At 63.4% G+C, this 24,665-nt stretch carries 19 protein-coding genes; 13 read left to right on the forward strand and 6 right to left on the reverse strand.

The window, feature by feature from the left end:
* Window positions 1–13 precede the first annotated feature (13 nt).
* The 7 genes from ACYVHT_RS04285 to ACYVHT_RS04315 all read left to right on the forward strand — a co-directional run bounded on the left by ACYVHT_RS04285 (window position 14) and on the right by ACYVHT_RS04315 (window position 9,512).
* The gene (locus ACYVHT_RS04285) at window positions 14–1,384 is read left to right on the forward strand and encodes a HAMP domain-containing sensor histidine kinase (RefSeq protein WP_460548323.1); all 1,371 of its coding nucleotides are present in this window, start codon (window positions 14–16) and stop codon (window positions 1,382–1,384) included.
* Window positions 1,385–1,513: 129 nt separating this feature from the next.
* Window positions 1,514–2,020, forward strand: a complete 507-nt coding sequence (locus ACYVHT_RS04290; RefSeq protein WP_460548325.1) for a gluconokinase — start codon at window positions 1,514–1,516, stop codon at window positions 2,018–2,020.
* A 196-nt stretch (window positions 2,021–2,216) separates the two neighbouring features.
* The gene (locus ACYVHT_RS04295; RefSeq protein WP_460548327.1) at window positions 2,217–2,480 is read left to right on the forward strand and encodes a hypothetical protein; all 264 of its coding nucleotides are present in this window, start codon (window positions 2,217–2,219) and stop codon (window positions 2,478–2,480) included.
* Window positions 2,481–2,517: 37 nt separating this feature from the next.
* Complete coding sequence (locus tag ACYVHT_RS04300; protein ID WP_460548329.1) at window positions 2,518–3,675, forward strand: efflux RND transporter periplasmic adaptor subunit; 1,158 nt, start codon at window positions 2,518–2,520, stop codon at window positions 3,673–3,675.
* Window positions 3,676–3,962: 287 nt separating this feature from the next.
* Window positions 3,963–7,118, forward strand: a complete 3,156-nt coding sequence (locus ACYVHT_RS04305) for an efflux RND transporter permease subunit (protein WP_460548331.1) — start codon at window positions 3,963–3,965, stop codon at window positions 7,116–7,118.
* 211 nt (window positions 7,119–7,329) lie between these two features.
* Window positions 7,330–8,772 carry an outer membrane factor lipoprotein domain-containing protein gene (locus tag ACYVHT_RS04310; protein WP_460548333.1) on the forward strand — a complete coding sequence of 481 codons (1,443 nt, stop codon included), beginning with the start codon at window positions 7,330–7,332 and terminating at the stop codon, window positions 8,770–8,772.
* A 131-nt stretch (window positions 8,773–8,903) separates the two neighbouring features.
* Entirely contained in the window at window positions 8,904–9,512 is a 609-nt protein-coding gene (locus ACYVHT_RS04315; protein WP_460548335.1) for a thioredoxin family protein, read from the forward strand.
* 143 nt (window positions 9,513–9,655) lie between these two features.
* On the opposite strand, the gene ACYVHT_RS04320 is transcribed toward ACYVHT_RS04315, so the two are convergent.
* The 5 genes from ACYVHT_RS04320 to ACYVHT_RS04340 all read right to left on the reverse strand — a co-directional run bounded on the left by ACYVHT_RS04320 (window position 9,656) and on the right by ACYVHT_RS04340 (window position 17,936).
* Window positions 9,656–11,206: a TolC family protein gene (locus tag ACYVHT_RS04320; RefSeq protein ID WP_460548336.1), complete on the reverse strand. Its 1,551-nt coding sequence runs from the start codon at window positions 11,204–11,206 to the stop codon at window positions 9,656–9,658.
* Between the two features lie 147 nt (window positions 11,207–11,353).
* Window positions 11,354–12,715 (reverse strand): HlyD family secretion protein, encoded by a 1,362-nt coding sequence (locus tag ACYVHT_RS04325; RefSeq protein ID WP_460548338.1) that lies wholly within the window; start codon window positions 12,713–12,715, stop codon window positions 11,354–11,356.
* The gene (locus ACYVHT_RS04330) at window positions 12,708–13,721 is read right to left on the reverse strand and encodes an ABC transporter transmembrane domain-containing protein (RefSeq protein WP_460548340.1); all 1,014 of its coding nucleotides are present in this window, start codon (window positions 13,719–13,721) and stop codon (window positions 12,708–12,710) included. Before ACYVHT_RS04330 ends, ACYVHT_RS04325 begins: the two co-directional genes overlap by 8 nt.
* A 228-nt stretch (window positions 13,722–13,949) precedes the next feature.
* Window positions 13,950–14,795 carry a DUF4382 domain-containing protein gene (locus ACYVHT_RS04335; RefSeq protein ID WP_460548342.1) on the reverse strand — a complete coding sequence of 282 codons (846 nt, stop codon included), beginning with the start codon at window positions 14,793–14,795 and terminating at the stop codon, window positions 13,950–13,952.
* A gap of 114 nt (window positions 14,796–14,909) precedes the next feature.
* Window positions 14,910–17,936 carry an AsmA family protein gene (locus ACYVHT_RS04340; RefSeq protein ID WP_460548344.1) on the reverse strand — a complete coding sequence of 1,009 codons (3,027 nt, stop codon included), beginning with the start codon at window positions 17,934–17,936 and terminating at the stop codon, window positions 14,910–14,912.
* A gap of 441 nt (window positions 17,937–18,377) precedes the next feature.
* Between ACYVHT_RS04340 and ACYVHT_RS04345 the strand changes: the two genes are divergently transcribed.
* The 3 genes from ACYVHT_RS04345 to ACYVHT_RS04355 all read left to right on the forward strand — a co-directional run bounded on the left by ACYVHT_RS04345 (window position 18,378) and on the right by ACYVHT_RS04355 (window position 21,962).
* Window positions 18,378–19,481 carry an OmpA family protein gene (locus tag ACYVHT_RS04345; protein ID WP_460548346.1) on the forward strand — a complete coding sequence of 368 codons (1,104 nt, stop codon included), beginning with the start codon at window positions 18,378–18,380 and terminating at the stop codon, window positions 19,479–19,481.
* 90 nt (window positions 19,482–19,571) lie between these two features.
* Entirely contained in the window at window positions 19,572–20,618 is a 1,047-nt protein-coding gene (locus ACYVHT_RS04350; protein WP_460548348.1) for a PorP/SprF family type IX secretion system membrane protein, read from the forward strand.
* Between the two features lie 69 nt (window positions 20,619–20,687).
* On the forward strand, window positions 20,688–21,962 hold the full coding sequence (locus ACYVHT_RS04355; protein ID WP_460548350.1) for an SUMF1/EgtB/PvdO family nonheme iron enzyme: 1,275 nt from the start codon (window positions 20,688–20,690) through the stop codon (window positions 21,960–21,962).
* Window positions 21,963–22,034: 72 nt separating this feature from the next.
* On the opposite strand, the gene ACYVHT_RS04360 is transcribed toward ACYVHT_RS04355, so the two are convergent.
* Entirely contained in the window at window positions 22,035–22,736 is a 702-nt protein-coding gene (locus tag ACYVHT_RS04360) for a ComF family protein (RefSeq protein ID WP_460548352.1), read from the reverse strand.
* 219 nt (window positions 22,737–22,955) lie between these two features.
* Here ACYVHT_RS04360 and ACYVHT_RS04365 point away from each other — a divergent pair, with 219 nt between their 5' ends.
* The 3 genes from ACYVHT_RS04365 to ACYVHT_RS04375 are packed head-to-tail and all read left to right on the forward strand — an operon-like array spanning window position 22,956 to window position 24,583.
* Entirely contained in the window at window positions 22,956–23,375 is a 420-nt protein-coding gene (locus tag ACYVHT_RS04365; RefSeq protein ID WP_460548354.1) for a carboxymuconolactone decarboxylase family protein, read from the forward strand.
* A complete protein-coding gene (locus ACYVHT_RS04370) occupies window positions 23,372–23,764 on the forward strand; it encodes a hypothetical protein (RefSeq protein ID WP_460548356.1) in 393 nt (130 codons plus the stop codon). Before ACYVHT_RS04365 ends, ACYVHT_RS04370 begins: the two co-directional genes overlap by 4 nt.
* A 48-nt stretch (window positions 23,765–23,812) precedes the next feature.
* Window positions 23,813–24,583, forward strand: coding sequence for an exodeoxyribonuclease III (locus ACYVHT_RS04375; RefSeq protein WP_460548358.1), 771 nt, complete (start codon window positions 23,813–23,815; stop codon window positions 24,581–24,583).
* Window positions 24,584–24,665 lie beyond the last annotated feature (82 nt).

Genomic DNA, 24,665 nt, shown 5'->3' on the forward strand with positions numbered 1-24,665 from the left:
ACTACTCAATAAGATGCTGATTCGCAACAAGCTGATGCTGCGCTTTACGCTGCTGGTGCTGGCTATTCAGGTCAGCTTCTCGGCGTTTATCTACTACTTCAATGCCAGCACGCGGGCGCAGCGCTTCGCGCACCGGCTGGAAACCAGCGCCGGGCTGGCCTCGCGGCTGCTGGTGCGCACGGGCAAGCTCGAAACCGGCGAGCTCGGCAGCCTGCGCCGAAACGATATTCTGACGCTGCCGGATGAGCAAATCAGCATCTACGGCCCCGATGGGGCCCTGCGCTTCAGCAGCTCCGACAGCATCGACCAGGAGCCCAACCGGACGCGCCTGGGCGCTTTGCAAACCACGCCGCTGGTGAACTTTACGACAATCGGGCGGCGCGAGGCAGTGGGCACCGTGTACCGGCACGAGGGCGAGCCGTACCACATTTTCGTGTCGGCCGAGGACGTGCCGGGCTGGGTGCGGCTGCAGCAGCTGGGCCTGCTGCTGCTGGTGGGCAATGTGGGGGCGCTGGCGCTCACCATTCTGGCGGGCTGGTACTTTGCGGGCGCGGCGCTGGCCCCGGTGGCGCGCATCAGCCGGCAGGCGGGGCGCATTTCGGCCACCAGCCTGGGCCGGCGGCTGTCGGAAGGCAACGGGCGCGATGAGCTGGCCCAGCTGGCCCACGTCTTCAACAAGATGCTGGCCGGGCTGGAGCAGGCGTTTGAGGCGCAAAAGAGCTTTCTCGCCCACGCCTCGCACGAGCTGCGCACGCCCCTCACCACCCTCACCGGCACCCTCGAAACGGCCCTGGCCTACGACACGTCGCTGCCCGAAGCGCGACAGAGCCTGACGCAGGCCCTGGAAGCGGCGCAGCACCTGACCGGCCTCACCAGCAGCTTGCTGTCGTTGGCCAAGGTGGATGGCACCCTGCCCGAATTCGAGCCTGTGCGCCTGGATGAGTGCCTGAACCAGGCGTTGGGCTTTGTGCGCGCCAAGTTTCCGGGCCGGGAGTTTCGCCTCGCGTTTGGTGCGCTCCCGGCCGAGGCCGAAACCGATGTTTTCATGGTGCCCGGCAACGCCGAGCTGCTCACCACCGCGCTGCTGAACCTGCTGGACAACGCCGGCAAATATTCGGCCGGCCCGGTGCTGGCCGAGCTGGGCTACGAAGGCCCGGCCACGCTGCGCGTGCGGATAACGGATGTCGGGCCGGGCCTCAGCCCGGAAGAGCTGGGCCGCATCTACGAGCCGCTGTACCGGGCGGCGGGGGCGGTGGGCCGGCCGGGCTACGGCCTGGGGCTGCCGCTCACGCAGCGCATTGTGCAGCGCCACGGCGGCCGGCTGGAGCTGGCATCGGCCGTGGGGCAGGGCACCACGGCTACGGTGTGGCTGCCGGCGGCGTAGGGCGGCGTTTTGGGCATGGCCATTACGCTCAACCTTGCGTAAAGCAACTACCGCGGGCAAAACCGGCGGCTCAACATTTTCCGGGTAGCCTTGTCTTCAGGGCATTATTTCTTCAAAAAACAGGCAGGTATGAGTTTCATCGTCATGGGGGTTTCGGGCTGCGGCAAAACAACGGTGGGCGAGCAGCTCGCCCAAAAACTCAACCTGCCCTTTTACGATGCCGACGACTTCCACTCGCAGGCCAACATCGACAAGATGGCCCACGGCACGCCCCTCACCGACGACGACCGGCGCGACTGGCTGAACACCCTGGCCACCAAACTAAGTGAGTGGGAGCAGGCCGGCGGGGCCGTACTGGCCTGCTCCGCTTTGAAGGAGAAATACCGCACCACGCTGCAAAGCCAGTCGAAGGAGCCGCTGCACTGGATTTTTCTCGACGGCCCCAAAGCGCTGCTGCTGGAGCGCATGGGCGCCCGCAAGGGCCACTACATGCACTCCAACATGCTCGATTCGCAGCTGGCGACGCTGGAGCGGCCGGCGTATGCGCTGCGGCTTTCCATTGAGCACACGCCGGAGGAGCTGGTGGCTGAGGTGGTGGCGGCGCTAAAAAAAGACCCGGCCGTGGGAACGAGGTAGAGACGCCTGGTTGCGCCCCGTCGTTGAAGAGCTTGCGTTGAGCGACAACGCCAGAAATTACCTAACGGCGCGGACGACGAGACGCGTGGTTGCGTCTCGTCGTCCGCGCCGTTTTCATGTATTCTAATACGGTTCTCACACCGTTTTAATGTTGCCGGGGGTCCTTTGCGGGCAGTTGCCACTACCGCAAACGCCTATGCCCACCCCCATTCGGCCCCTCAATTTTCTGGTTGCGCTGCTCGCGGGGGCCTTGCTGTTGTCGCTGGGGCTCAATGCTTTTCTGCTGTTTAACCAGCCCACGCTGGCCCTCGACTACGAAGACCTGCAGGCCACCGAAGCCGACCTGCGCATGACGCAGCGCCTGCTGGCCCGCTGCCAGGCCGACCACCAGCAGCAGGACAGCCTCCTGGCGCTGCACCCCGAATTGCCCGCTACCATCCCCACGGCCACGACCCACTAACGGGCCGGCGGCTTTTGCCTGCTCATTCTCAACCCCCATGAACTCCTTTTTGCGCCGCACTTTTCTTCATTCGTTTGCGCTGACCGCAGCGGCCGGACTGCTGGCCAGCGGCCTGAGCGGCTGCTCGGCCAAGGCCGAAAAAGACACCGTGGAAACCCCGCCCGAGGTGCCGGTGGTGACGCTGGCCATCTCCAACCAGAGCCTGCACCGCGACTACGTGGCCGACGTGCAGGCCGTGCGCAACGTGGAAGTGCGCGCCCAGGTGGCGGGCTTCCTGGAGCACATTTACGTGGACGAAGGCAAGCCCGTGAAGAAGGGCCAGCCGCTGTTCCGCATCAACGCCAGCGCCTACCGCAACCGCCTGAGCCAAGCCCAGGCCGCCGTGGCCAGCGCCCAGGCCCAGGCCGCCGCCGTGCGCGTGGAAAGCGACCGGGTGAAGCTGCTGGTGGACAAGAACGTCATCGCTAAATCGGAGTTAAAGCTCTCGACCAGCAAGATACACGAGGCCGATGCCCGCGTGGCCGATGCCCGCGCCGGCGAGGCCGCCGCCCGCCTCAGCCTGAGCTACACGCTGGTGCGGGCCCCCTTCGATGGCGTGATTGACCGCATTCCGCTGAAAATGGGGAGCGTGGTGGAAGAAGGCACGCTGCTCACCACGGTGTCGGACCTGAGCGCCGTGTTTGCCTATTTCGACGTGGCCGAGGGCAGCTTTATGAACTACAACAAGGCCCGCCGCGAGCACCCCGAGCTGCACTCCGACTCGGTGCGCCTCACGCTGGCCAATGGCGAGCTGTATCCGCTGGTGGGCCACATCGAAACGGCGGAAAGCGAGTTCAACCCCAACACCGGCTCCATTGCCCTACGCGCCCGCTTCCCCAACCCCGACCGCCTGCTCAAGCACGGTGCCTCGGGCAAGGTGCGCCTGACCGACCAGCTGCCGGCGGCGCTGCTGCTGCCGCAAAAGGCAGTGTTCGAGATTCAGGACAAAAACTTCGTGTACGTGGTGGACCAGCACGGCACTACGCATACGCGCAGCTTCACGCCCTACACGCGCCTCGGCGATTTCTACGTGGTGAAGGACGGCCTGAAACCCGGCGAGCGGGTGGTGTACGAAGGTGCGCCGGAGCTGCACGACCAACAGAAAATCACCCCCAAAGCGGTGCTGCTGGATACGGCCGCCGTGGCGGCCCAATAACGCGCTGTAATCCTTCCCAGGAACGTCCTGCAGAGCGTAGCGAAGCATCTGGCCCGCGTCGTTGCACCGGCCCTGATTGCCAAACCCGGCGAGATGCTTCGCTGCGCTCTGCAGCACCTTCTGCGCAACGCTGCCCCGGTCCGAGGGCGTAGCCGTCCGACCGGTTGCCACAAGCGCCGAGTAGGCCCGTAGCACTTCAACGACCTCAACGACAACTACACCGAACCTCACGACAACCGGTCGGACGGCTACGCCGTCGGACCGGCCGGAGGCAAGAACCCTGATTCATGTTCGACATCTTCATCCGCCGGCCGATTCTCTCGCTGGTGATTTCCGTTTTTCTGGTGCTGCTGGGCGGGCTGGCGCTGTTCACGCTGCCCATCACGCAGTTTCCCGACATCGTGCCGCCCTCCGTGACCGTCACGGCCAAGTACACCGGGGCCAACGCCGAGGTGTGCGCCAAGGCCGTGGCCACGCCGCTGGAGCGCGCCATCAACGGCGTGCCGGGCATGACCTACATGAACTCGGTGAGCTCGAACAATGGCATCACGCTCATCACCGTGTTTTTTGAGGTGGGCACCGACCCCGACCTGGCCGCCGTGGGCGTGCAAAACCGCGTGACGACCATTCTTGACGAATTGCCCGAGGAAGTCATCAAGGCCGGCGTGACGACGGAGAAGGAGGTGAACTCCATGCTGCTTTACCTCAACATCACGAGCGATGACAAGTCGGCGGGCGAGAAGTTCATCTACAACTTCGCCGATATCAACATCCTGCAGGAGCTCAAGCGCATCAACGGCGTAGGCTTCGCCGAGATTATGGGCTCGCGGGAATACTCGATGCGGGTGTGGCTGAAGCCCGACCGCATGGCGGCGTATGAGGTGGGCACCGATGAAATCGTGCAGGCCATCCGGGCCCAGAACGTGGAGGCGGCCCCCGGCAAATCGGGCGAAAGCTCGGGCGGCAAGGCCCAGCAGCTGCAGTACGTGCTGCGCTACACCGGCAAGCTGTTCGAGCCGGAGCAGTACCGCAACATCGTCATCCGCTCGAACCCCGACGGCTCGGTGCTGCGCCTGAAGGCGGTGGCCGACGTGGAATTTGGCTCGCTCACCTACGGCATGTCGTCGAAGAACGACGGGCAGCCCTCGGCGGCCATCATGCTCAAGCAGCGGCCCGGCTCCAACGCCAGCGAGGTCATCGAAAACGTGAAAACCCGCATGGCCGAGCTGCAGAAAACCAGCTTCCCGCCTGGCATGAAGTACAGCATTGCCTACGACGTGTCGCGCTTCCTCGACGCCAGCATTCACGAGGTGCTGCGCACGCTGGTGGAGGCGTTTTTGCTGGTGTTCCTCATCGTGTACCTGTTTTTGCAGGACTGGCGCTCCACGCTGATTCCGGCGCTGGCCGTGCCGGTGGCCCTCATCGGCACGCTGGCCTTCATGCAGATGCTGGGCTTTTCCATTAACCTGCTCACGCTCTTCGCGCTGGTGCTGGCCATCGGCATTGTGGTCGATAACGCCATTGTGGTGGTGGAAGCCGTGCACGCCAAGATGGAGGAGAAGCACATGGACGCCCGCAGTGCCACTTTCGAAGCCATGCACGAAATCAGCAGCTCGCTGATTGCCATCACGCTGGTAATGTCGGCGGTGTTTATTCCGGTGTCGTTCATGGACGGGCCGGTGGGCGTGTTCTACCGGCAGTTTTCGCTCACGCTGGCCATTGCCATCGTCATTTCGGGCGTGAACGCCGTGACGCTCACGCCGGCCCTATGCGCCCTCATGCTCAAGCCCCACGAAGGCGAACGGACGGGCCTGCTGGGCCGGTTTTTCAAGGGGTTCAACAACCGGTACGAGAAGCTGGCCGGCGGCTACCAGCGCCTGCTGGGCGGCATTGCCGGCCGCCGCGTGGTGACGCTGGCGGGGTTGCTGCTGTTTTTCGGGGCCACCTGGGGCATCAGCAAGGTGCTGCCCTCGGGCTTCATCCCGACGGAGGACCAGGGCATGGTATACATCAACGTGACCACGCCCGCCGGCGCCACCGTGGAGCGCACCGAGGCCGTGCTGGCCCAGGTGCAGCGCATTGCCCAAAAACTCAAGCCGGTGGAGTCGGTGTCGACCCTGGCCGGCTACAGCCTGGTGACCGACGCGGCCGGCTCCAGCTACGGCATGGGCATGATTAACCTCAAGGGCTGGGACGAGCGGGAGCAGTCGGTGAGCGAGCTCATCAAGGAGCTGGAAGCCAAGACGAAAGGCATCGCCGACGCCGACATTCAGTTTCTGCCGCCGCCCACGGTGCCGGGCTTCGGCAACAGCAGCGGGTTTGAGCTGCGCCTGCTGGACAAGTCGGGCAGCGGCGACCTGCAGAAGACGGCCCAGGCCTCCAAAACCTTCCTGGCCGCGCTGCAAAAGGAGCCGGCCATCAACGGCGCTTTCACCGGCTTCGACCCCAACTTCCCGCAGTACCTCATCCACGTCGACCAGGACATGGCCGCCAAGAAGGGCGTGACCGTGGACCAGGCCATGAGCACGCTGCAAACGCTGCTGGGCAGCTACTACGCCTCCAACTTCATCCGCTTCGGCCAGATGTACAAGGTGATGGTGCAGGCCGGCCCCGAATACCGCGGCCGCCCCGACGACCTGCTGGCCCTGCACGTGAAAAACAACCGCGGCGAGCTGGTGCCCTTCTCCACCTTCGTGAAGCTGGAGCGCGTGTTCGGCCCCGACCAGCTCACGCGCTACAACATGTACACCTCGGCCATGATTAACGGTGACGCCGCCGCCGGCCACAGCTCCGGCGACGCCATTTCGGCCATCGAGCGGGTGGCGGCCAAGGTGCTGCCCAAAGGCTTCAGCTACGAGTGGAGCGGCATGACGCGCGAGCAAATCCTGAGCGGCGACCAGGCCCTGTACGTGTTCGGCGTGGTGCTCATCTTCGTGTACCTGCTGCTGGCCGCCCAGTACGAAAGCCTGCTGCTGCCGCTGCCCGTGCTGCTGAGCCTGCCCACCGGCGTATTTGGCGCTTTCCTCAGCCTCAAGCTGTTGGGGCTCGAAAACAACATCTACGCCCAGGTGGCGCTGGTGATGCTCATCGGCCTGCTGGGCAAAAACGCCATCCTCGTCATCGAGTTTGCCGAGCAGCGCCGCCGCGCCGGGGCCACCGTGCTGGAGGCCGCCGTGCAGGGCGCCGTGTCGCGCCTGCGCCCCATCCTGATGACGTCGTTTGCCTTCATTGCCGGGCTGATTCCGCTGGTGATTGCCGACGGGGCCGGGGCGCTGGGTAACCGCTCCATCGGCACGGCGGCGGCGGGCGGCATGCTCATTGGCACCGTCTTCGGCATGGTGCTGATTCCGGGGCTGTACGTGCTGTTTGCCAGCTTCGAGAAGCCGAAGAACCTGGCGGCTGATGCGGCGGTGGTAGCGGAACCGGAGCTGGTGGCGCATTGACCTAACGGGGGCCTCGCCCCCCGGCCCCCTCTCCGGTGGAGAGGGGAAGCCTGATGATTTGTAGCGCGGACTTTTAGTCCGCGAGTTGCCCGAATAGATAACCCACGCGCGGACTAAAAGTCCGCGCTACATCGCCCGCGCCGCCGTGGCTCCCCCGCTCCACCGGAGAGGGGGCCGGGGGGGTGAGGCGAACCGCCAGAACGACCAATCCATGCGCTTTCTCCCCGCCTTTTTCTCCATCCTCGCCCTATCCGCCGGCTGCCGCGTGGCCGCGCCCGACGCGCCCGCTGCCAGCCCCGCCACGCCCAAAGCTTTCAACCAGCCTACGCCCGCCACCGATACCCTGAGCGTGGGCAGCACCCCGTGGCGGCAGTTTTTCCAGGACCCCGCGCTGGCCGGCCTCATCGACACGGCCCTGCAGCAGAACCTCGATTTGAAAGTGGCCGTGCAGCGCGTGGAGGTGTTTCAGGCGCAGTACCTGGCCCGGCGCGGGGCACTGTTCCCGACCGTGACGGCCACCGGCACCGCCGCGCTCGACCACTACGGCAAGTACACCATGACCGGCGTGGGCAACTACGACACCAACTTTTCGCAGAACATCAACGGCGACCAGCGGGTGCCCACCACCCTCACGCCCGACTTTTTTGTGGGCCTGCGCAGCTCCTGGGAAATCGACCTCTGGGGCAAGCTGCGGAGCCGCCGCAAGGCCGCTTACCTGCGCGTGCTGGGCTCCGAGCAGGGCCGCAACCTGGTGGTGACCAACCTGGTGGCCGACGTGGCCCGCGCCTACTACGAATTGCTGACGCTGGACAACCAGCTGGCCATTCTGCTCCGCAATGCCCGCTTTCAGCAGGAGGGGCTGCGGCTGATTAAGGTGCAGAAAGAGGCCGGGCGCGTCACGCAGCTGGCCGTGCAGCAGTTTGCCGCGCAAGCCCTGCGCACCGAAAGCCTGGCCTACGAAACCCGCCAGCGCATCGTCGAAACCGAAACCCAGCTCAACCAGCTGCTGGGGCGCTACCCGCAGCCCATCCGGCGCGGGCCGGCGCTGCCCAGCCAGTCGGGCCTGCCCACGCGGCTGTCGGCCGGGCTGCCCGCCACGGCCCTGCTGCGCCGCCCCGACGTGCGCCAGGCCGAGCTCCAGCTCCGCGCCACCACCGCCGACGTGGACGCCGCCCGCGCCGCCTTCCTGCCTTCGCTCACGCTCACGCCCTACGTCGGCCTCAATTCCTTCACCTCCAGCCAGCTGCTCAACCCGACCTCAATCGTGTATGGCGCCGTGGCCGGCCTGGCTGGCCCCATCCTCAACCGCGCCCAGTATCGCGCCGATTTCCGCGAGGCCGTGGCCAACAACTACGAGGGCTACTACCGCTACCAGCAGGCGCTGCAAACCGGCTTCCGCGAAGTGGTGGTGGGCCTGCAGGGCCTGCAAAACTTCCAGTCCGTAGCCGACCTGCGCGCCCGTGAGGTAGAGCAGCTGCAAAGCGGCGTAGCCACGGCCAACGACCTGTTTGTGGCCGGCTACGCGTCTTACCTCGAAGTCATTACCGCCCAGCGCAGCGTGCTCGAAGCCGAGCTGAGCCTCGCCGATGCCCGCCAGGCGCTGCTGCTGCAAAGCGTGAACCTGTACCGGGCCCTGGGCGGCGGCTGGCAGTAAGCCCGCCGGTGAAACGGGAGGGCTGGCGCCGGAGGTGAGTTGCTACGCCGCCGGATTGCCGGGGCCGGCCCTCACATTTCACGGTTTCGGCTGTTATGGGCGCGGTTTTCCTGTTTATCGACGCCGCATTTATGTCAGCCAGTCTCGCCCCCGTACTCTCTCCCGAACAACTCGCCACCGGACTTTCCTACGCTGCCTACCGCCGGCAAATCAGCGCCCTGCTGGCCGGCGAGCCCGACCCGCGCCTGGCCAAAATGCTGCCCTACTACCGTGAAAACGAGGAGCGCATGGACGGCCTCACGCCCACCATTGCCGTGCTGCCCGAGCTGCAGGCCGCCGCGCGGCAGCTGCAGCAGCGCTACATCTGGGTGGTCATCACCGAAGGCTGGTGCGGCGATGCGGCCCAGCTTGTGCCCGTCATCGAAGCCGTGGCCCAGGCCAGCGGCGGCCGCCTCGAAACCCGCTATTTCCTGCGCGATGCCAACCCCGGGCTCATCGACCGCTACCTCACCAACGGCGGCCGGGCCATCCCGATGACCGTCGTGCTCCACGCCGATTCGCTGACCGAAGCGGCCGTGTGGGGCCCGCGCCCGGCCCCGGCCCAGGCCCTGTTTCAGGACCTGAAGACCCGCGAAGTGCCGTTTGCCGAGCTGGCCGCCCAGCTCCACGGCTGGTACGCGCAGGACGCTACCCGCACCACACAGCAGGAGCTGCTGGCACTGGTGCAGCGGTTAGAGTAAATTTAGAGCGGTTTTCAGTTCCGTGTACCGTTGCTGGTGCCAGTCGATTGTGACGCGAACTACAAAGTTCGCGCTACGTGTACATGGACCTGAAAACGGCTCTAGTAGGAACCGGCATGACGGGCTTTCGCTAAAATGCCCGGCTATTTCTGTACCACATCCACCGACCGCGTGCCGGCGTAGTAGTACAGCTCGGCGCGCGACTTTTCGTAGCTGGAGCGCAGGCTTTCCTGCTTGATGCGCAGGTCGATGAGCTTGGTTTCGCGGGCGTTGATGAGGAAGATGGTGCTTTCGCCCAGCTCAAACTTCTGCAGCTCGGCCTGCAGCAGCTTGCGCTGATTGGCAATGGTCTGGGCCTGGAGGGCGAGCTGGCGCTCGTAGGCCCGCAGCGTGTTGTACACGGTGTTGACCTGCGTGACGATGGTGCGCTGGCTTTGCTGGCGCTCCAGGGTGGTTTCCTTCACCTGAATGCGGGTGTACTGCAGCTTGCCGCGCTCGGCCCGCAGAAACAGCGGAAAGGCGAAATCGACGCCCACCTTGTAGTTGTCCATCCCGAAATTGTAGTAGGAGGGCACTTCCGAGCGGTAAAAATCGCCCTGGCTGAGCAGCACGCCGCTCACGTTGAGCTTGGGCTTGAGCATCTCGCGGCGGTACCGCTCCTCGATGCCGAGCTGGCTGATTTTGGCTTCCAGCTTGCGCAGCGTGGGGTGCTGGGCGGCAGCAAAATCGGCGAGGCGCTGCAGCTCGGCGCGGCTCACGCTATCGACCAAGGGAGTTTGCGGGGCGGCGTAGGTGGGCAGCTCGGCGGGCTGGCCGTCTTTGGTCCAGAGGTGGTTGGAGAGCACGAGGCGGGCGTTTTGCAGCTCCACGCGCAGCTGCTCGGCCTGCACCTGGCGGTCCTGCACCGTGATTTGGGCCTCCACCGAGTCGATGGGGGCCTGGTCGCCAATCTGGGCGCGGCGGGCGGTGCCCTGAAAGCGCCGGTCGGCCAGCGCCACGCCTTCCTGAATGAGGGCGGCCTGCTGGTAGGTGTAGTACCAGGTCCAGTAGTCCTTGGCGGCCTGCAGCCACACTTCGTTTATCTGCTTCACGCGGTCGGCCTCGGCGGCGTTCTGCATCACTTTGGCCTGGCGCAGGGTGCTGCGGCGGGCGTCAATCAGCAACCCCGCCCCGATGGGCACCGAAAGGCCCACGCCGGCCAGGCCGTTGACGGGCGTGCGGCTTTCGGGGTTCACGTAGGTGCCCACGTAGCGGTCGTAACTGGCTTTCAGGTCGATGCCGCCGGGCCAGAGCGGGATTTTCAGCTCGTTGCCCCAGTTGTTGTAGTAGTCGGTGCCGCCAAACTGCTTGCGGTGGAAGTCGGAACCCAGCTTGGGGTCGAAGCCGCCGCGGGCCTGCAGCACCTGGCTGCGGGCCTCGTCCGAGAGCAGGGCGGCCTGCTTCACGATGGGGTGGTTGGCAAACACCAAATCGGCCAGGTTTTGCAGCGAAAACACTTTGGCCGTATCGCCGGGCCGCACCATGTCCAGCTGCGTGGTTTGGAGCGGCGCTTTTTCGAGGCCGGAGCGGCGGGCGGGCAAAGCGGGGTCCTGGGCGTAGATGGGGCGCGCCAGGCTGAGCAGCAGCAGCAGGAGCAGCGGCCAGTGATGGCTGCGGTTTGGTTGAAAGAATGTGTTGAATATGATGGATAACATCTTGACTTATAGAATTCATACTACCAGAGCGATGTAGGAGCGGGGCTTGCCCCCGCCCGTCGTTAGCTTCGCTGTCCTTCGGTTGAACGGAACTGTTGAGGCCACGCAGGCATCCGGGCGGGGGCAAGCCCCGCCCCTACATCGTTCTTACTTTCCCTTCACCGGCGCGTCGTCGGGCTCGGCTTGCAGGGTGGGGGGGAAGCCGTTGAGCTGCCGCCAGATTTCGTACCACACCGGCACCGAATCCAGAATAACCCAGCCCTGCACGCCCGAGCCCAGGCGCAGCTGCCGGGGCCAGCGCTTGTCGCCGGCCTGCGGCTGGGCCGGGCGCACCAGCAGGCGGTATTTGCCGCCGCTGCTGCTCACCACGTCAATCACCGACACGAAGCCGCCGAACGTGCCCACCGCCGCCGAGGGCCAGCCCGAAAACTGAATGGCCGGCCAGCCATCGAACTGCAGCCGCACCTGCCGCCCGCGCTGAATGAGCGGCACGTCCATGGCCCGCACGTAGATTTCGGCCGCCAGCAGCGGGGCCTCGGGCTGCAGCGTGGCAATGGATTCGCCCTCCTTGATGGTTTCGCCGATGCCCGCCTTGAGGGCGCGCACCACGTAGCCGGTCTGGGGCGCACGCACCACATACAGGCCGCGCCGCACCTCCACGTTGCTGATTTTGTTGCGCGTGGTGGCCACCTCGCCCTGCGAGCTGGCGCGGCTCGACACGGCCGAGCTGCGGTCTGACTGCGCTTTGGCGACGTCCTGCGCGTACTTGGCGCGCAGGTTGCTCAGCTCGATGCGGGCGTTGGCCAGGGCCTGCTCACTGCTGGCCACCTTGTTGCGGGCCGAGGTCACCTTGGCCAGGTCTTCCTGCAGCTTGAGGCGGCGGGTTTCGATGTCGGTGAGCGAGAACAGGCCGTTTTTGTAGCCTTCCTCGTAGCGGGCCAGCCGGGCGCGGGTGGTTTCGTAGAAATTCTGGGCCGCCACCAGGTCGGCGCGGTCGATGTTGAGGTAGTTGGCGGCCTGCTCCACCTTGTTGCGGGCCGATTCGAGCTGCACCTGCAGCGTGGCACCCAGCGCGGCAATCTGCTGGTCGGTGGCGGCTATTTTGGCGCCGTAAGCGTCCACGTTGGCGCGCTTGGCGGCCAGCTGCTCGCGCAGGCGCTCGGGCAGGTTGGGGTCGAAGTACTCGTCCTTGATTTCGGAGATGGTCAGGAGCGTGTCGCCCTTGCGCACCAGCTGGCCTTCGCGCACGTTCCAGTGCTCGATGCGGCCGGCAATCTGGTTCTGCACGGTCTGGGGCCGGTCCTCCGGGGTAAGGGCCGTGAGGCTGCCGGTGCCGGAAATGGTCTGCCGCCAGGGCAAAAACAGCGCAATCAGGAACAGGATGCCCACCACCAGCAGAATGCGGCTCAGCCGCCGGCTGCCGTTGATGCGCAGCAGCTCGGGGCGCGACTGCCGGGGCACTTTCTCCCATACCTCCTCGGCTACGGACTGGTTCGAGAGGTTAAGCATGGGCGGTAGCGGCTTGGTGAGAATCGAGGGGCAGGTCGGTGACGGCGGCCATTTTTTCGACCCCCGTCAGGATATCGAAAATGGTGCCCACGCCCGTCATCAGCTTCTCAATCGAGCCGCTGATTTGCACGATGAGCACCTCGGCGGCCACGAATTGCCCCAGCGTCATCTGGCGCGACACCACGAACAGCGTGCCCGCAATCAGCAGGCCGGCCGTGAGAATGGTGCGCAGGCCGGTGGCGTAGCCGTAGTAGGTTTTCAGCACCTGAAAGTGGGCGTTGCGGGCGTGCAGGTAGCCAGCGGTCAGCTCGTCGGTGCGGGTCAGGGCCGCGTCTTCCTCGCCGTGGTTGGTGCGTACTTCGGGCAGGCGGCCGGCCACCTGCTCCAGCCAGTCCACCAGCTCGTACTTGTAGGCCGATTCCTCGATGCTCGTGCGCAGTGCCCGCCGGTAGTTCAGCGCGTAAATCAGTATCAGGGCAATGATGGTGAACAGCCCCAGCGCGATGAAAATGGGGTGGTAGAACGCCAGCACCAGCACCCCAAACAGAATCTGCATCCCGGCAAACATCAGGTCAATCAGCAGCTTGGTGAGGCCTTTCTGCACCGTGAGCACGTCGAAGAAGCGGTTCACCAGCTCCTGCGGGTTCTGGCCTTCCAGGGCCTCGGGCCTGATGCGCGGCAGCCGGTAGGCAAACTCAATGGCGGCTTTCGCAAACAGCCGCTGCTCAATGGCTTCCACCAGCGTGAGCTGCCCGATGAGCAGGATACTGGCCAGCAGCACGCCGCCCACCACCACGGCAATCAGCAGGTAGGTGGAGCCAAACACGGCCCCCGTCGAAACCAGGTTAAAAACGGCCTGGGTGCCCAGCGGCAGCGACAGGCTGACGATGCCCGCCACCACGGCGTACCAGATAATGTGACGAATCGTTTTGCGCTCGGTGTCGAGCATGCGCGTCAGTCGTTGCCACGGCGTGGGCGGCGGCAAAGTACCAGCGTGTGAAGCCATTAATCAGGGTAAAAGTGAAACAATGCGGGGCGCAGCCCGAAAATCCGGACTGCAAAATTCACTCACTAAATGAGTGTTTACCGCGCTTTGTTGCAGCCTTTTTCCGAATTAACGTCCTTTTAATGAGGCATTAATCTGATTTTAATTTTTTGCTTACCGAATTTTGTTGCATAAAAAAGCCGCCCCACAACGACTGTGGGCCGGCTTTTTTGTACCGGGCGGCCGGCACTACTGCAGGCTGGTCGTCCCGAGGTCGGTCACCTGGTCATTCGTCACCGGCACGCCCAGGCGCACTGCGCCGTGGTAGGCGGGCTGGCCCACGGGCGCCGTCGTGCTCGGGAAATACTCCACCCGGTACGAGCCGGCCGCCAGGCCGTTAATCTGGTAAGCGCCCGAGGCATCGGCCCAGGTGCTCACCGTGTCGGGCGCCAGCAGGCCGGTGGTCCGGATGGCCAGCACCTGCGGCCGGGTGGCCGCCGGGTTCACGGTGCCGCGCAGGCCGCCGCGCACGTCCTGCGCCACCACCCGAATGACGGGCTTGAGCAAATACCGCTCTTTTCTGTCCTTGCCCGGGTTCCAGTTGCCGCGCTCCACAATGGACTTGGCCACGTCGAAATCGAGCACCAGCTGGAAAGTTTCGCGGGCCCTTAGCGTGGCCTTATCGAGCTTCAGCTTCACGCCCGAGGTCTGGCCGCTGGGCGTTTTCAGGTCGTAGCGCAGGCCGTCGCGGCCAATTACATAGCTGTCGGGCCCCAGAATGAGGCGGATTTCCTTGAGGTCGCCGGGCGCGAAATCGTCGTTCACCAGCAGGGCCGAGCGGCCGTTCACGTACTCCAGCACGTTGATGGCCTGGGGCGAGAAGCCCAGCGTTTTCCAACCGTCGGGGTCGTTTTCTTCCTTCAGGTGCACTTCCACCTGGCGCACGTCCAGCACCACGCCGTTGAAGTCGCCGGGGCCGTCTATCAGCCGCACTTCCAGCTTGGCCGCATCGGCATTTTCCGAGGAGCTTTTGGAGCAGCCGGCCAGGCCCAGCAGGGCCGCGCAGGCAAAAGGTAACAGGCGGTTAATCTTCATGATGGAATAGTTGAGGGTAATAACGGGGCATGAAACGGCCCGGCCAACCAGGAGGTTGCCGGGCCGCGTTTCCCAACCATAGTGCCAAAACCGGCCCTACGCTGTTCAGTCCTATTACTTCGTGGAATCAGCCGGTTCCACTGGCTTCGGTTTCGGCTTGGGCTTGTTGAAGAGGCTGTTGAAGCCTTTGGCCAGCTGTTCTTTGGCCTTGTTGGCCGCATCAATTTTTTGTTGCTGCTTATCGAGCTGGGCCTGCCGCGCGGCTTCTTCCGGCGTCTGACCGGCGCGCTTCATGCTGTCTTCCTTGCTGATGGCGCGGGGCTTCACGCCCAGCAGGTCGAGGGCTTTTTGCTTGGCCACGCTCTGCACCAGCGCCTTGCCCTGGTCTTTCACGCTGCCGCTGGTCAGCTTCACCACCGGCGCCTTCACGGTGCCGCCGATGTTGAGGCCCAGCGTCACGCGGTCGGTGCCCTGGATGTTGCTCACGCCCGTGAGCTGCGTCAGCTTGCTGTTCATGGCCGAGCCGAGCTTGCCGGTGGGCACGTTCAGGGCCGTGATGTAGGAGAGCACGCCGGTCAGGCTGTTCGAGCCGCCGATGTTCATCTTCACGTCGCCAATGGTCAGGTCGAAGGGCTGCACCACCAGGTTGCCGTTCACGATGTTGGCCTGGATTTTCTTATCCAGCACCACCAGCGTTTTCAACTCCGGCAGGGTGGTCAGGCTGGCAATCTTGGTCATCACCTCCGATTGGTTGATGGCCGCCCGCACCACGTCGAACAAGCCCTTGCCGCTCAGCGTGGCCAGGTTCGGCATCATGTCGGGCCCCATTTCGCCGCTCACGTTGAAGTTGGTGCCGAACACGCCTTCCACCTGGCTGGCCAGCGGCACCAGCGTTTTGATGGTGTTGAAGGCGGCAAAAGCCTTCTGGAAATTCAGGTTGTCGATGTTCAGCCCGAAGTTGAATTTCGGGTGCGACAAATCCTTGCTGCTGTAGCTGCCCGTGGTGCCGAAGCTGGCGCCCAGCGTGTTGAACTTGAGGTTTTTGAGCGTGGCCGTCTGGTCGTTCACCGTCACCACGCCCTGGGCGTTGGTCAGCTTCAGGTTGTCGTAGGTCACGTTGTCGACGTGGCTGTTCAGCACCAGGTCGAAGTATTTGGGAATCTGCAGCACGCCGTTGGCCGCCGCCGGCGCCTTCGCGCCCGCCGTAGCCGTCGGCTTGGCCGATACCTCGTCCACCATCCACTCGTTCACGTTGAAGTTGCGCGAGTTCACGGTCATGTTGCCTTTCAGCGACTGCCCCGGCGTGAACAAATAGCCCAGGTAGTTGCTCACCGTGCCCGAGGCCGCGAAATCGGAGCTGCCGGCCGTGCCGTTCAGGCTCTGCACCACAATCTGGTTGTTGTTGAACGTGGCCGTGCCGTTGCTGATTTTCACGCCCTGCGGCAGGTCGGCGCTCTTGTACGTCACGTTGTTGGCCTTCACCGTGCCGCTGGCCACCACGTTCTGGTAGCGGCCGGCTTCCACGTCGGCCATGTTGCCCTTGGCGGCAATGTCGCCGGCCACGCGGCCCGTCACGGTCATGCCTTTCAGCGGGAAAATCCTGGTAATCTTGGTCAGGTCCACCGTGCCGCGCACGTTGGCGTCGAACACCGGCTTGTCGATGTTGTGCGCCGTGAGGCGGCCTTCCAGCGGCTCGCCCTCCAGCACCATCCGGAACTGCGGCAGGTTAATCTGCGTGTCGTTCACCTGGCCCGTGGTGTTCACCACCGTGCCGCTCAGGTTAATGTTCTCAATCGGGGCCGGGAACTGGGCCGATTTCACGTAGCCATTCGTCAGCTTGATGGCCGCATTCACCACCGGCATCTGGGTTTTGGAGTAAGTACCCTTGGCCGTGCCATCCACGAAGAACTGGCCGCGCATGTTCAAATCCTTCACCGGGTACACTTTCAGCGCTTCGGCCAGGTTCACGTTGGCTTTCACGTGGCCGTCCACCTTCATCGGGTCCAGCCCGTCGATGGCCACGTTTCCATCCACCGGGTCGGGGCCGAGGTCGAGGTGGAATTTGGGAATGTTGACTTTCACATCGTTGGTCACGCCCGTGGGGTTGTCCACCTTCATCGTGAGGTTGATGTTCCTGGCCTCGCGGGGCAGGTCCGGGTACTTGAAGCGGCCGTTGGTCACGGTCAGGTTCACGCCATAGCCGGGCAGCGTGGTGGCGGTCTGCGTGCCCTTCGCGTAGCCATCAAAGGCCACCTTGCCGCTGGTTTCGATGTTCTTGAACTTCTCCGTAAACACGCCCGGCACCAGACTCAGCAGGTTTTTAAAGTCTGTTTCCAGCGCCCTGAAGGTGATGTCGTAGGTGATGTCCGTGGCATTCGGCAGCCCGATGGCGCCCGCGAAGCTGAACGGGAAGTCGTTGAGCTTAATCTTGTTGTCCTTGAACGTGTACAGGCTCTTGTTCAGGTCCATGTTCAGCGTCACGTCGGCGTCCAGCTGCTTATCGGTCAGGTAGGCCACGCCGCCGTAGGTCACGTCCATATCCGCCGCCGTGGTCTTGGAGGTCATGTCGAACACGTTGCTGGCGAAGTCGCCGCTGCCGCTGTGGTTCACGCCGCGCGCCTCCATGCGGAAAGGCAGGGTCAGGTCTTCGTAGCGCAAATGCCCGTCGGTCAGCTTCCAGCCCTTGATGGCGAGGCTCACCTGGCTGGTATCCTGGCCCTTGGCCGCCGCGGCCGAGTCCGAAATCATCACGTCCCAGTTGGCCCGGCCGCTTTTCAGGCGGCGCAGGCTCAGGTCGGGCCGCTCCAGCTCCACGGTGTTAATCTTGATTTCCTGGCCTTTAATCACCGTCATCACATCCAGCCCTACGCGCAGGTTGGGCAGGTAGGCCAGCGTGTCGCGGCTGAACGAGTCCAGCCCAATCACCCGCAGGTTTTTGATATCCAGCGTCAAATCCGGGAAGGAGTGGAGCAGGCTCACGTCGATGTCGGCCGGGTTGTACTGCACCTGGGCCCGCACGCGCTGGGCTATCTGCTTATCGGCCAGTGCCCGCAGCTTGTCTTTAAACAGAAAAGGAGCGGCGGCCAGCGCCGCCACCAGCACCACCACAAAAACTACTAACCCCAACAGAATCTTTCGCATAGCAGGTGTTTTAATGAGTTACTTCTAACAAAAGTACATCTGCGGCCGTGCCACGCCGGCACAGGTTTTTCGGATATACGCCAGGGTCTTTGCGAGGCGCGCCGGTGCTTTCGGCCCAATGGAAGCACTTTTTGTTACCCTTATACCGACTACCGAAATTGGTAATCGACGAATTTCCAGGCGGGCTTTTGCTTATATAGCAAAAGTTATTTTATTAAATAATTCATAAAATATTATCAAATTTTCATACCATTTATTTATTTTATCTTTGCCCGGCTTTCGTTCCGCCGCTCATTTTGATTAATCGTTTGCCAACTTGCACGGCTTTTCAGTTTACCAAACAAAGCACTGATTGTCAAATCTGTCTGGTTCGAAAAACTCAGCAGCTTTGGATTTGAATTGTTTCCTAACTCATTCCCACCCAGGCATTTTGCTCCGCACATGAAGCGCTTTCTACCCTTTGGTTTATTGTTGGGCCTTGCCACGTCGGCGCTTGCTCAGAATACGGGCACGAGCCTCGTCGGCAGCGTGCAGTCCGACAGCCAGCAGCCCTTGCAGGGAGCGGCCATCACGGTCATTCACATGCCCTCGGGTGCCCAGCACGCCACGGCCTCCGACGCCAACGGCCGCTTCGCCGTGGCCAACCTGACCCTGGGCGGCCCCTACATCATTCGGGTAGGGGAGGGCGGCTACCGGTCGCAAACCGTCGAAAACATCTTTCTGGAAAAAGACAAGCCGGCCAGTTTCACCGTCACGCTCAATAAGCTTAGCAGCAACAAGCAGTCGGCCAGCGGCCGCCTGCGCAGCCCCGAGCCTGCCAGCAGCGGCACCCTGGCCCTGGCCCCCGAAGCCGAAGTGGGCGGGCCGGTACTGCTCACTACGCTCAGCGGAAGCGGGCAGCCCCCGGCCGGCACTGCAGCTACGGCGCCCGCGCCAGCCCCCGTGGCTCCCCCGGCGCTCGTAGCAGCGCGCCCGGCCCGCTATCCGCGCCGCACTACGCCGGTGCGCGTATCCGACCCTATTGTGCCCGGCCACTACGATGCCAAAACCGGCAACTACGTGTACGACACTGGTGCCACGACCACGCTTAAGCTGGCCAATGGCGGAACCATCGCGGGGGTGGGCATCAACTCCACCGAGAGCAACCTCTACCGCTTTCTGAGCGACCCGCAGATGCAGGTCGATACCGTGGACCTCACCCACGGCTGGTATAATTTCGACCGTGTGTACTTCGAAGCCGGCAAGGCCACCCTCACACCGGCTTCCCTCAGCCAGCTGCGCAACGTGGCTACCCTGCTCCGCGCCTACCCCACGGCCCGCATCAAGCTCGGCGGCTACACCGACGACACCGGCACCTACAAAGTGAACAAGGCTCTGAGCGAAGCCCGCGCCCGCACGGCCTGGGCCAGCCTGATTGAGATGGGCATCAGCCCCAGCCGCGTCGATGCCCGTGGCTACGGTCCCAACTACTCCATCGCCGCCAACGACACCGAAGAAGGCCGCGCCATGAACCGCCGCCTGAGCGTGAAGGTGGTGAAAAAATGAGGCCACACGCCAGCCGATGGCTCCGCCAGGGGCCGTACCTTCGCCGGGCTGCGCACTAAACCGTGTTGCGGCAGCGTTATTCTGGTCATTATGCCGATAATTTATGCTGCGTTCTCTGCCCGTCGGTTGCGGCGCGCCCTGCTGGCCGGTGGGCTGCTGAGCGCGGCGACGGGCCAGGCGCAGGATGTTTACTTTTCCCAGCCCTTTGCCACGCGCCTGCACACCAACCCGGCCTTCACGGGCCTGGTCGATGACTACAGCGTCACGGTGAGCTACCGCAACCAGTTTCCGAGCATTGCCGGCTCCTTCGTAACGGCCCAGACGGCAGCCGATATTCGCCTGAACCAGCCTGGCCAGCACCATGCCCTCGGCCTGCTCGTGAACCAGGACCGCAGCGGGGCCGTGGGCTACACCCGCCTCGAAATCGGGGCGCTTTACGCCTACCACACCCGCCTCAACGAGAAGCTGGCCCTGAGCGGCGGCCTGCGCGCCAGCTACGGTCGGCAGCGCGTTGGATATGATAATTTCGTGTTTGGCGACCAGATTCAGGAAGACGGCACCGTAGTCGGCCCCTCGGCCGAATCCCTGGATTTTCCGCCCGCCAACTACCTCAGCCTGGGCACCGGCGCCGTGCTCTACACCGACCAATTCTGGCTGAGTCTGGCCGGCCAGCACCTCAACCAGCCCAACCTCGGCTTCCGGACCCAAGGCGATTTGCCGCTGCTGCTCACTATTTCCGGCGGCTACAAGTTTTTTGCCCTCAAGCCCGGCCCCGGCATTGCCACCCGCGAGGTAAGCTACACGCCCGTAGCCGCTTATACGCAGCAAGGCGGCTCGCACCGCATCGAAACCGGGCTGTATTTCACGGCTTCCCCCATCACCCTGGGCGCCGTGTACCGCAATATTTCCCTGCCCAGCAGCGTTGGCCCCCAGCACGTACTGGCCGCGGTGGTGGGCGTGCAGGCCGGTGGCCTGCGCCTGGGCTACAGCTACGACGTGGGCCTGAGCCGCCTGAGCGCCGACCTGGGCGGCGCCCACGAACTCACGCTCTCGCTGCGCGCATTTGACAAACTGGAAAATGCCCACCGACGCTTAAAAAGACGTGTTTACCCGGCAGCCCCTTGTCCCGCATTTTAATTTATTGTATTATTGCGTTCTCATTGCGCTTGCTAAATCCTCCGACCCCATCTTCATTTTAACTTTGTTATGAAATTTACAAATTATTTGTGCTTGGCCGCTGTGGGCCTCGTGGGCTTATCCAGCTGCGGTAAGAACGGGCAGCCCACGGCCTCTAAACCAGGCAAGTATTCTTCCACTACGGGTATCGAATACAACACCGAGAAAGGCATGTCGGTGGCCGATTTCAAGAAAATTCCCGAAGGTCCGGGCCTCGTGTTCATCGAAGGCGGCCGCACGGTGCTGGGCTCGCAGGAAGAGGACGTGACCATGACGCACGACAACATCGAGCGCACGGTGACCATCGCCTCGTTCTACATGGACGAAGCCGAAGTGGCCAACATCCACTGGCTCGAATACCTGCACTTTATCCGCACCGACTCGGCCGAAGAGTTTTACCGCTCGGCCCTGCCCGACACTACCGTGTGGGCCCGCGACCTGTCGTTCAACGACCCTTATGTTACTTACTATCTGCGCTATCCCGGTTTCCGCTACTTCCCCGTGGTGGGGGTGAGCTGGCTGCAGGCTGACGACTACTGCACCTGGCGTACCTCGAAAGTAAACGAGCGCCTGGCAGCCGGCGGCGACAGCAAGTCGGGCAAAGGCGGCCTGTTTGGCAAGAAAAAATCGAAAGGCGGTGATGCTGCTGCTGGCGCCGAAGGCACGATGGGTGCCGCTGGTGCCCTCGGCAACGGCAAAAGCTCGACTTCCATCGAAAACGGCAACACCCTGCCTAACTACCGCCTCCCCACCGAGGCTGAGTGGGAATACGCCGCGCAGGCCCTCGTAGGCACCCAGGAAGTGGGCAACGAGAACCAGGAAGAGAAGCGCATCTACCCTTGGGATGGCAAATCGACCCGCAACGCCTACGGCAAGAAGCAGGGCCAGTTCCTGGCTAACTTCAAACGTGGCCGTGGTGACTACGCCGGTATTGCCGGCAGCCTGAACGACGGCGCCATGATTACGGAGTACATCTACTCGTACCCGCCCAACGACTACGGCCTCTACAACATGGCCGGCAACGTGAACGAGTGGGTGCAGGACGTGTACCGTCCGCTGTCGTTCCAGGACGTGGAAGACCTGAACCCCTTCCGTCGCAATGGCGTGGGTGACCCCGAGTCGAAATATGACAAGAAGGGCTACCAGTCGCTGATTGACGACCACGTGCGCGTGTACAAAGGCGGTTCGTGGCGCGATGTGGCCTACTGGCTCTCGCCCGGTACGCGCCGCTTCATGGCCGAAGATTCTTCGACGGCGACCATCGGTTTCCGCTGCGCCATGATTAACGCCGGCTCGAACAAGTAATCGATTATCAAGACAAGAAAAAGGCTGCTCCTGAATCAGGAGCGGCCTTTTTCTTGTGCGTTACTTGACAACCTACCGGTCGGCGCAGGCGATAGTGGCGATGCTAACCTCGGCCGCGCCCGCCGCCAGCAGCACCGCGCCGCAGGCTTCGAGCGTGGCTCCGGTCGTCAGCACATCATCGACCACGAGGATGCGGCGGCCGATGACGTGCGCGGGGTTTTCGACTTCGAAGACGGTGGCCACGTTTTCCCAGCGCTGGGCGCGGTTTTTCTTGGTTTGAGTTTTGGTGTTGGTGGTGCGGTGCAGGGCGGTGTTGCTGGCGGGCACTTTCAGGCCGTCGGCCAGGCCAGTGGCAAAGGCGGCAGCCTGGTTGTAGCCGCGCTTGGCCAGCTTGCGCGGGTGCAGCGGCACGGGCACGATGAGGTCGAAATCAGCGGCCAGGCCGGCGGCGTGCAGCTCGGCCCCGTAGAGCTGGCCCAGGGCCGTACCTACGTCGCGCTGGCCCTGGTATTTGAGTTCGTGGAGCAGGTGCTGCACCCGGCCGTGGCGCACGAAGCGCAGGTAGCTCAGGGCATGGCGAATGGGCAGCTTGCCCCAGAAGCGGCGGCCCAGCGGGTTCTGGTCGGGCGGCAGTCGGTGAAAATCGGTGTAGGGCAGCTCGGCCCGGCAGCCGGTGCAGAGGTGGTTTTCGCCGGTCACGAGCGGTTCCTGGCAGGCCAGGCAGAGGCGGGGAAAAATCAGGCCGATAAAATCGGCCGCCAGGGTGCGGAGCATGGGCGGTAGAATGGGGGAGCAGTTTGGGGGTAATTTTGAAGGAGCAAGGTAGCCGGTCACCAGCTACCGGGTTCAACCAGAAGGTGGTGCTGCGCGCCGCCGAAGCAGCTCGCTCGGGCTGGCAATCATATTCGCCGCACGATTGGTTTACTGTTGCGGCAGAGATGCTTCGGCTACGCGCAGCATGACTGTTCTTTTTTCTCAGACAATTTCCTAAAAATGTCCCAAGTAACTGAATTTAACGAATATCGCCAGCGGATGAATGCCACCATTATGGCGGCGGACAACAAGGTCATCAAGCGGTTTTTCAACCTCGATACCAATACTTACGCGGCCGGCGCGCTCGACGTGAAAACCAAGGAGATGCTGGGCCTGGCCTGCTCCATGGTGCTGCGCTGCGACGACTGCATCAAGTACCACGTGGGCAAATGCTTCGAGGAGAAGCTGACCGACGAGGAGATTTATGAGGTGTTTGCCATTGCCAACATCATCGGCGGCAGCATCGTGATTCCGCACTTCCGCCGCGCGGTGGAATATTGGGAAATCCTGAAAGCAGAAGCGGGGAGCAGCCACCGTCAGGCGGAGCAAGCCGACCTGGCCGCCCACAAAGCCGCCCACGACGGCCAACCCACCGCATGAGCGACGACCTGAGCTACCTCGAACCCGCCGAGCATCCCGAGGCCGAAGCCGATTTCGACGCCCGCTGGGAAACGCTGATGCTGGAAATGGAGGAGCGTTTCGGCAAGCGCCCCGACCTCAATGCCCTGCTGCTGCTCATCGGCATTCAGGAGCTGAACCAGGGCCTCACCACCTTCACCAAGGAGCAGAAGCAGGACCTGATGCACATTGCCACCTGCCGCCTTTTCGGCCTCAGCGGCCACTACGCGCAGACGCACGTGGACGCCGACGGCTGGCCGCACTACAAGCTGCTGCGCCCCGTGCCCTTTGCCAATCTGAAGGAGCAGGAGCGCATGCTGAAGTGGCACATTCTGGAGTACTTCGCGCTGGACCCGGGGGACGAGTTGTAGCCTGGGCTTTGCGAGTCCGGGCTACGGGCTATTCAACATCACACTAACATGAAAATCGTTTCTTACAACGTCAACGGCCTGCGCTCGGCCATCAGCAAAGGCCTGCTCGATTGGGTGGCCGAAGCCCGGCCCGACGTGCTGTGCCTGCAGGAAATAAAGGCCAGCCGGGAGCCGATGGACGTGTCGGGCTTTGAGCAGCTGGGCTACCACGTGTACCTGCATCCGGCCCAAAAGCCGGGCTACAGCGGCGTGGCCATTTTCTCGAAGATTGAGCCGAAAGCCGTGGTGCACGGCTGCGGCGAAAGCCTTTATGACGACGAAGGCCGCGTGCTGCGACTGGATTTTGAAGAGGTGTCGGTACTGAATACCTACATGCCCTCGGGCACGAGCGGGCCCGACCGGCAGGCCTTCAAGATTGAGTGGCTGCACTTTTTCCGGCAGTACATTGCCGGGCTGCGGGCCGACGGAAAAACCCCGCCGCTGCTCATTGGTGGCGACTTCAACTGCTGCCAGACGGCCATCGACCTGCACAACCCCAAGGCCAACCAGAACAGCCCCGGCTACACGCCGGAGGAGCGGCAGTGGTTTAAGGATTTCCTGGCCGATGGGCTGGTCGATACCTTCCGGCACCACCACGGCGAGGCCACGGGCCACTACTCCTGGTGGAGCTACCGGGCCGGCTCGCGCGGCCGCAACGTGGGCTGGCGCCTCGACCACTGGCTGGCCGATGCCGCCCTGCAACCACGCCTGACCGGTGCGGGTCTGTTGCCCGACGTGGTGCATTCGGACCACTGCCCGGCCTGGGTTTCATTAGGGTAAGAGGGTATGGGTGTAAGAGGGTAGGAGTTTCCGGAAATAGAGAACAACTCTTACCCTCCCACCCCCATACCCTCTTACCCTA

It is taken from the genome of Hymenobacter daeguensis (assembly GCF_054780555.1).

What these genes read in the sequence shown, in the direction of transcription:
- ACYVHT_RS04295 (WP_460548327.1), top strand. Translation starts at nt 2,217, where the DNA reads ATGCCCACCCCCATTCGGCCCCTCAATTTTCTGGTTGCGCTGCTCGCG.
- ACYVHT_RS04290 (WP_460548325.1), top strand. Translation starts at nt 1,514, where the DNA reads ATGAGTTTCATCGTCATGGGGGTTTCGGGCTGCGGCAAAACAACGGTG.
- ACYVHT_RS04365 (WP_460548354.1), top strand. Translation starts at nt 22,956, where the DNA reads ATGTCCCAAGTAACTGAATTTAACGAATATCGCCAGCGGATGAATGCC.
- ACYVHT_RS04330 (WP_460548340.1), bottom strand. Translation starts at nt 13,721, where the DNA reads ATGGCTTCACACGCTGGTACTTTGCCGCCGCCCACGCCGTGGCAACGA.
- ACYVHT_RS04350 (WP_460548348.1), top strand. Translation starts at nt 19,572, where the DNA reads ATGCCGATAATTTATGCTGCGTTCTCTGCCCGTCGGTTGCGGCGCGCC.
- ACYVHT_RS04305 (WP_460548331.1), top strand. Translation starts at nt 3,963, where the DNA reads ATGTTCGACATCTTCATCCGCCGGCCGATTCTCTCGCTGGTGATTTCC.
- ACYVHT_RS04345 (WP_460548346.1), top strand. Translation starts at nt 18,378, where the DNA reads ATGAAGCGCTTTCTACCCTTTGGTTTATTGTTGGGCCTTGCCACGTCG.
- ACYVHT_RS04370 (WP_460548356.1), top strand. Translation starts at nt 23,372, where the DNA reads ATGAGCGACGACCTGAGCTACCTCGAACCCGCCGAGCATCCCGAGGCC.
- ACYVHT_RS04355 (WP_460548350.1), top strand. Translation starts at nt 20,688, where the DNA reads ATGAAATTTACAAATTATTTGTGCTTGGCCGCTGTGGGCCTCGTGGGC.
- ACYVHT_RS04340 (WP_460548344.1), bottom strand. Translation starts at nt 17,936, where the DNA reads ATGCGAAAGATTCTGTTGGGGTTAGTAGTTTTTGTGGTGGTGCTGGTG.
- ACYVHT_RS04375 (WP_460548358.1), top strand. Translation starts at nt 23,813, where the DNA reads ATGAAAATCGTTTCTTACAACGTCAACGGCCTGCGCTCGGCCATCAGC.
- ACYVHT_RS04285 (WP_460548323.1), top strand. Translation starts at nt 14, where the DNA reads ATGCTGATTCGCAACAAGCTGATGCTGCGCTTTACGCTGCTGGTGCTG.
- ACYVHT_RS04300 (WP_460548329.1), top strand. Translation starts at nt 2,518, where the DNA reads ATGAACTCCTTTTTGCGCCGCACTTTTCTTCATTCGTTTGCGCTGACC.
- ACYVHT_RS04360 (WP_460548352.1), bottom strand. Translation starts at nt 22,736, where the DNA reads ATGCTCCGCACCCTGGCGGCCGATTTTATCGGCCTGATTTTTCCCCGC.
- ACYVHT_RS04310 (WP_460548333.1), top strand. Translation starts at nt 7,330, where the DNA reads ATGCGCTTTCTCCCCGCCTTTTTCTCCATCCTCGCCCTATCCGCCGGC.
- ACYVHT_RS04315 (WP_460548335.1), top strand. Translation starts at nt 8,904, where the DNA reads ATGTCAGCCAGTCTCGCCCCCGTACTCTCTCCCGAACAACTCGCCACC.
- ACYVHT_RS04320 (WP_460548336.1), bottom strand. Translation starts at nt 11,206, where the DNA reads ATGTTATCCATCATATTCAACACATTCTTTCAACCAAACCGCAGCCAT.
- ACYVHT_RS04325 (WP_460548338.1), bottom strand. Translation starts at nt 12,715, where the DNA reads ATGCTTAACCTCTCGAACCAGTCCGTAGCCGAGGAGGTATGGGAGAAA.
- ACYVHT_RS04335 (WP_460548342.1), bottom strand. Translation starts at nt 14,795, where the DNA reads ATGAAGATTAACCGCCTGTTACCTTTTGCCTGCGCGGCCCTGCTGGGC.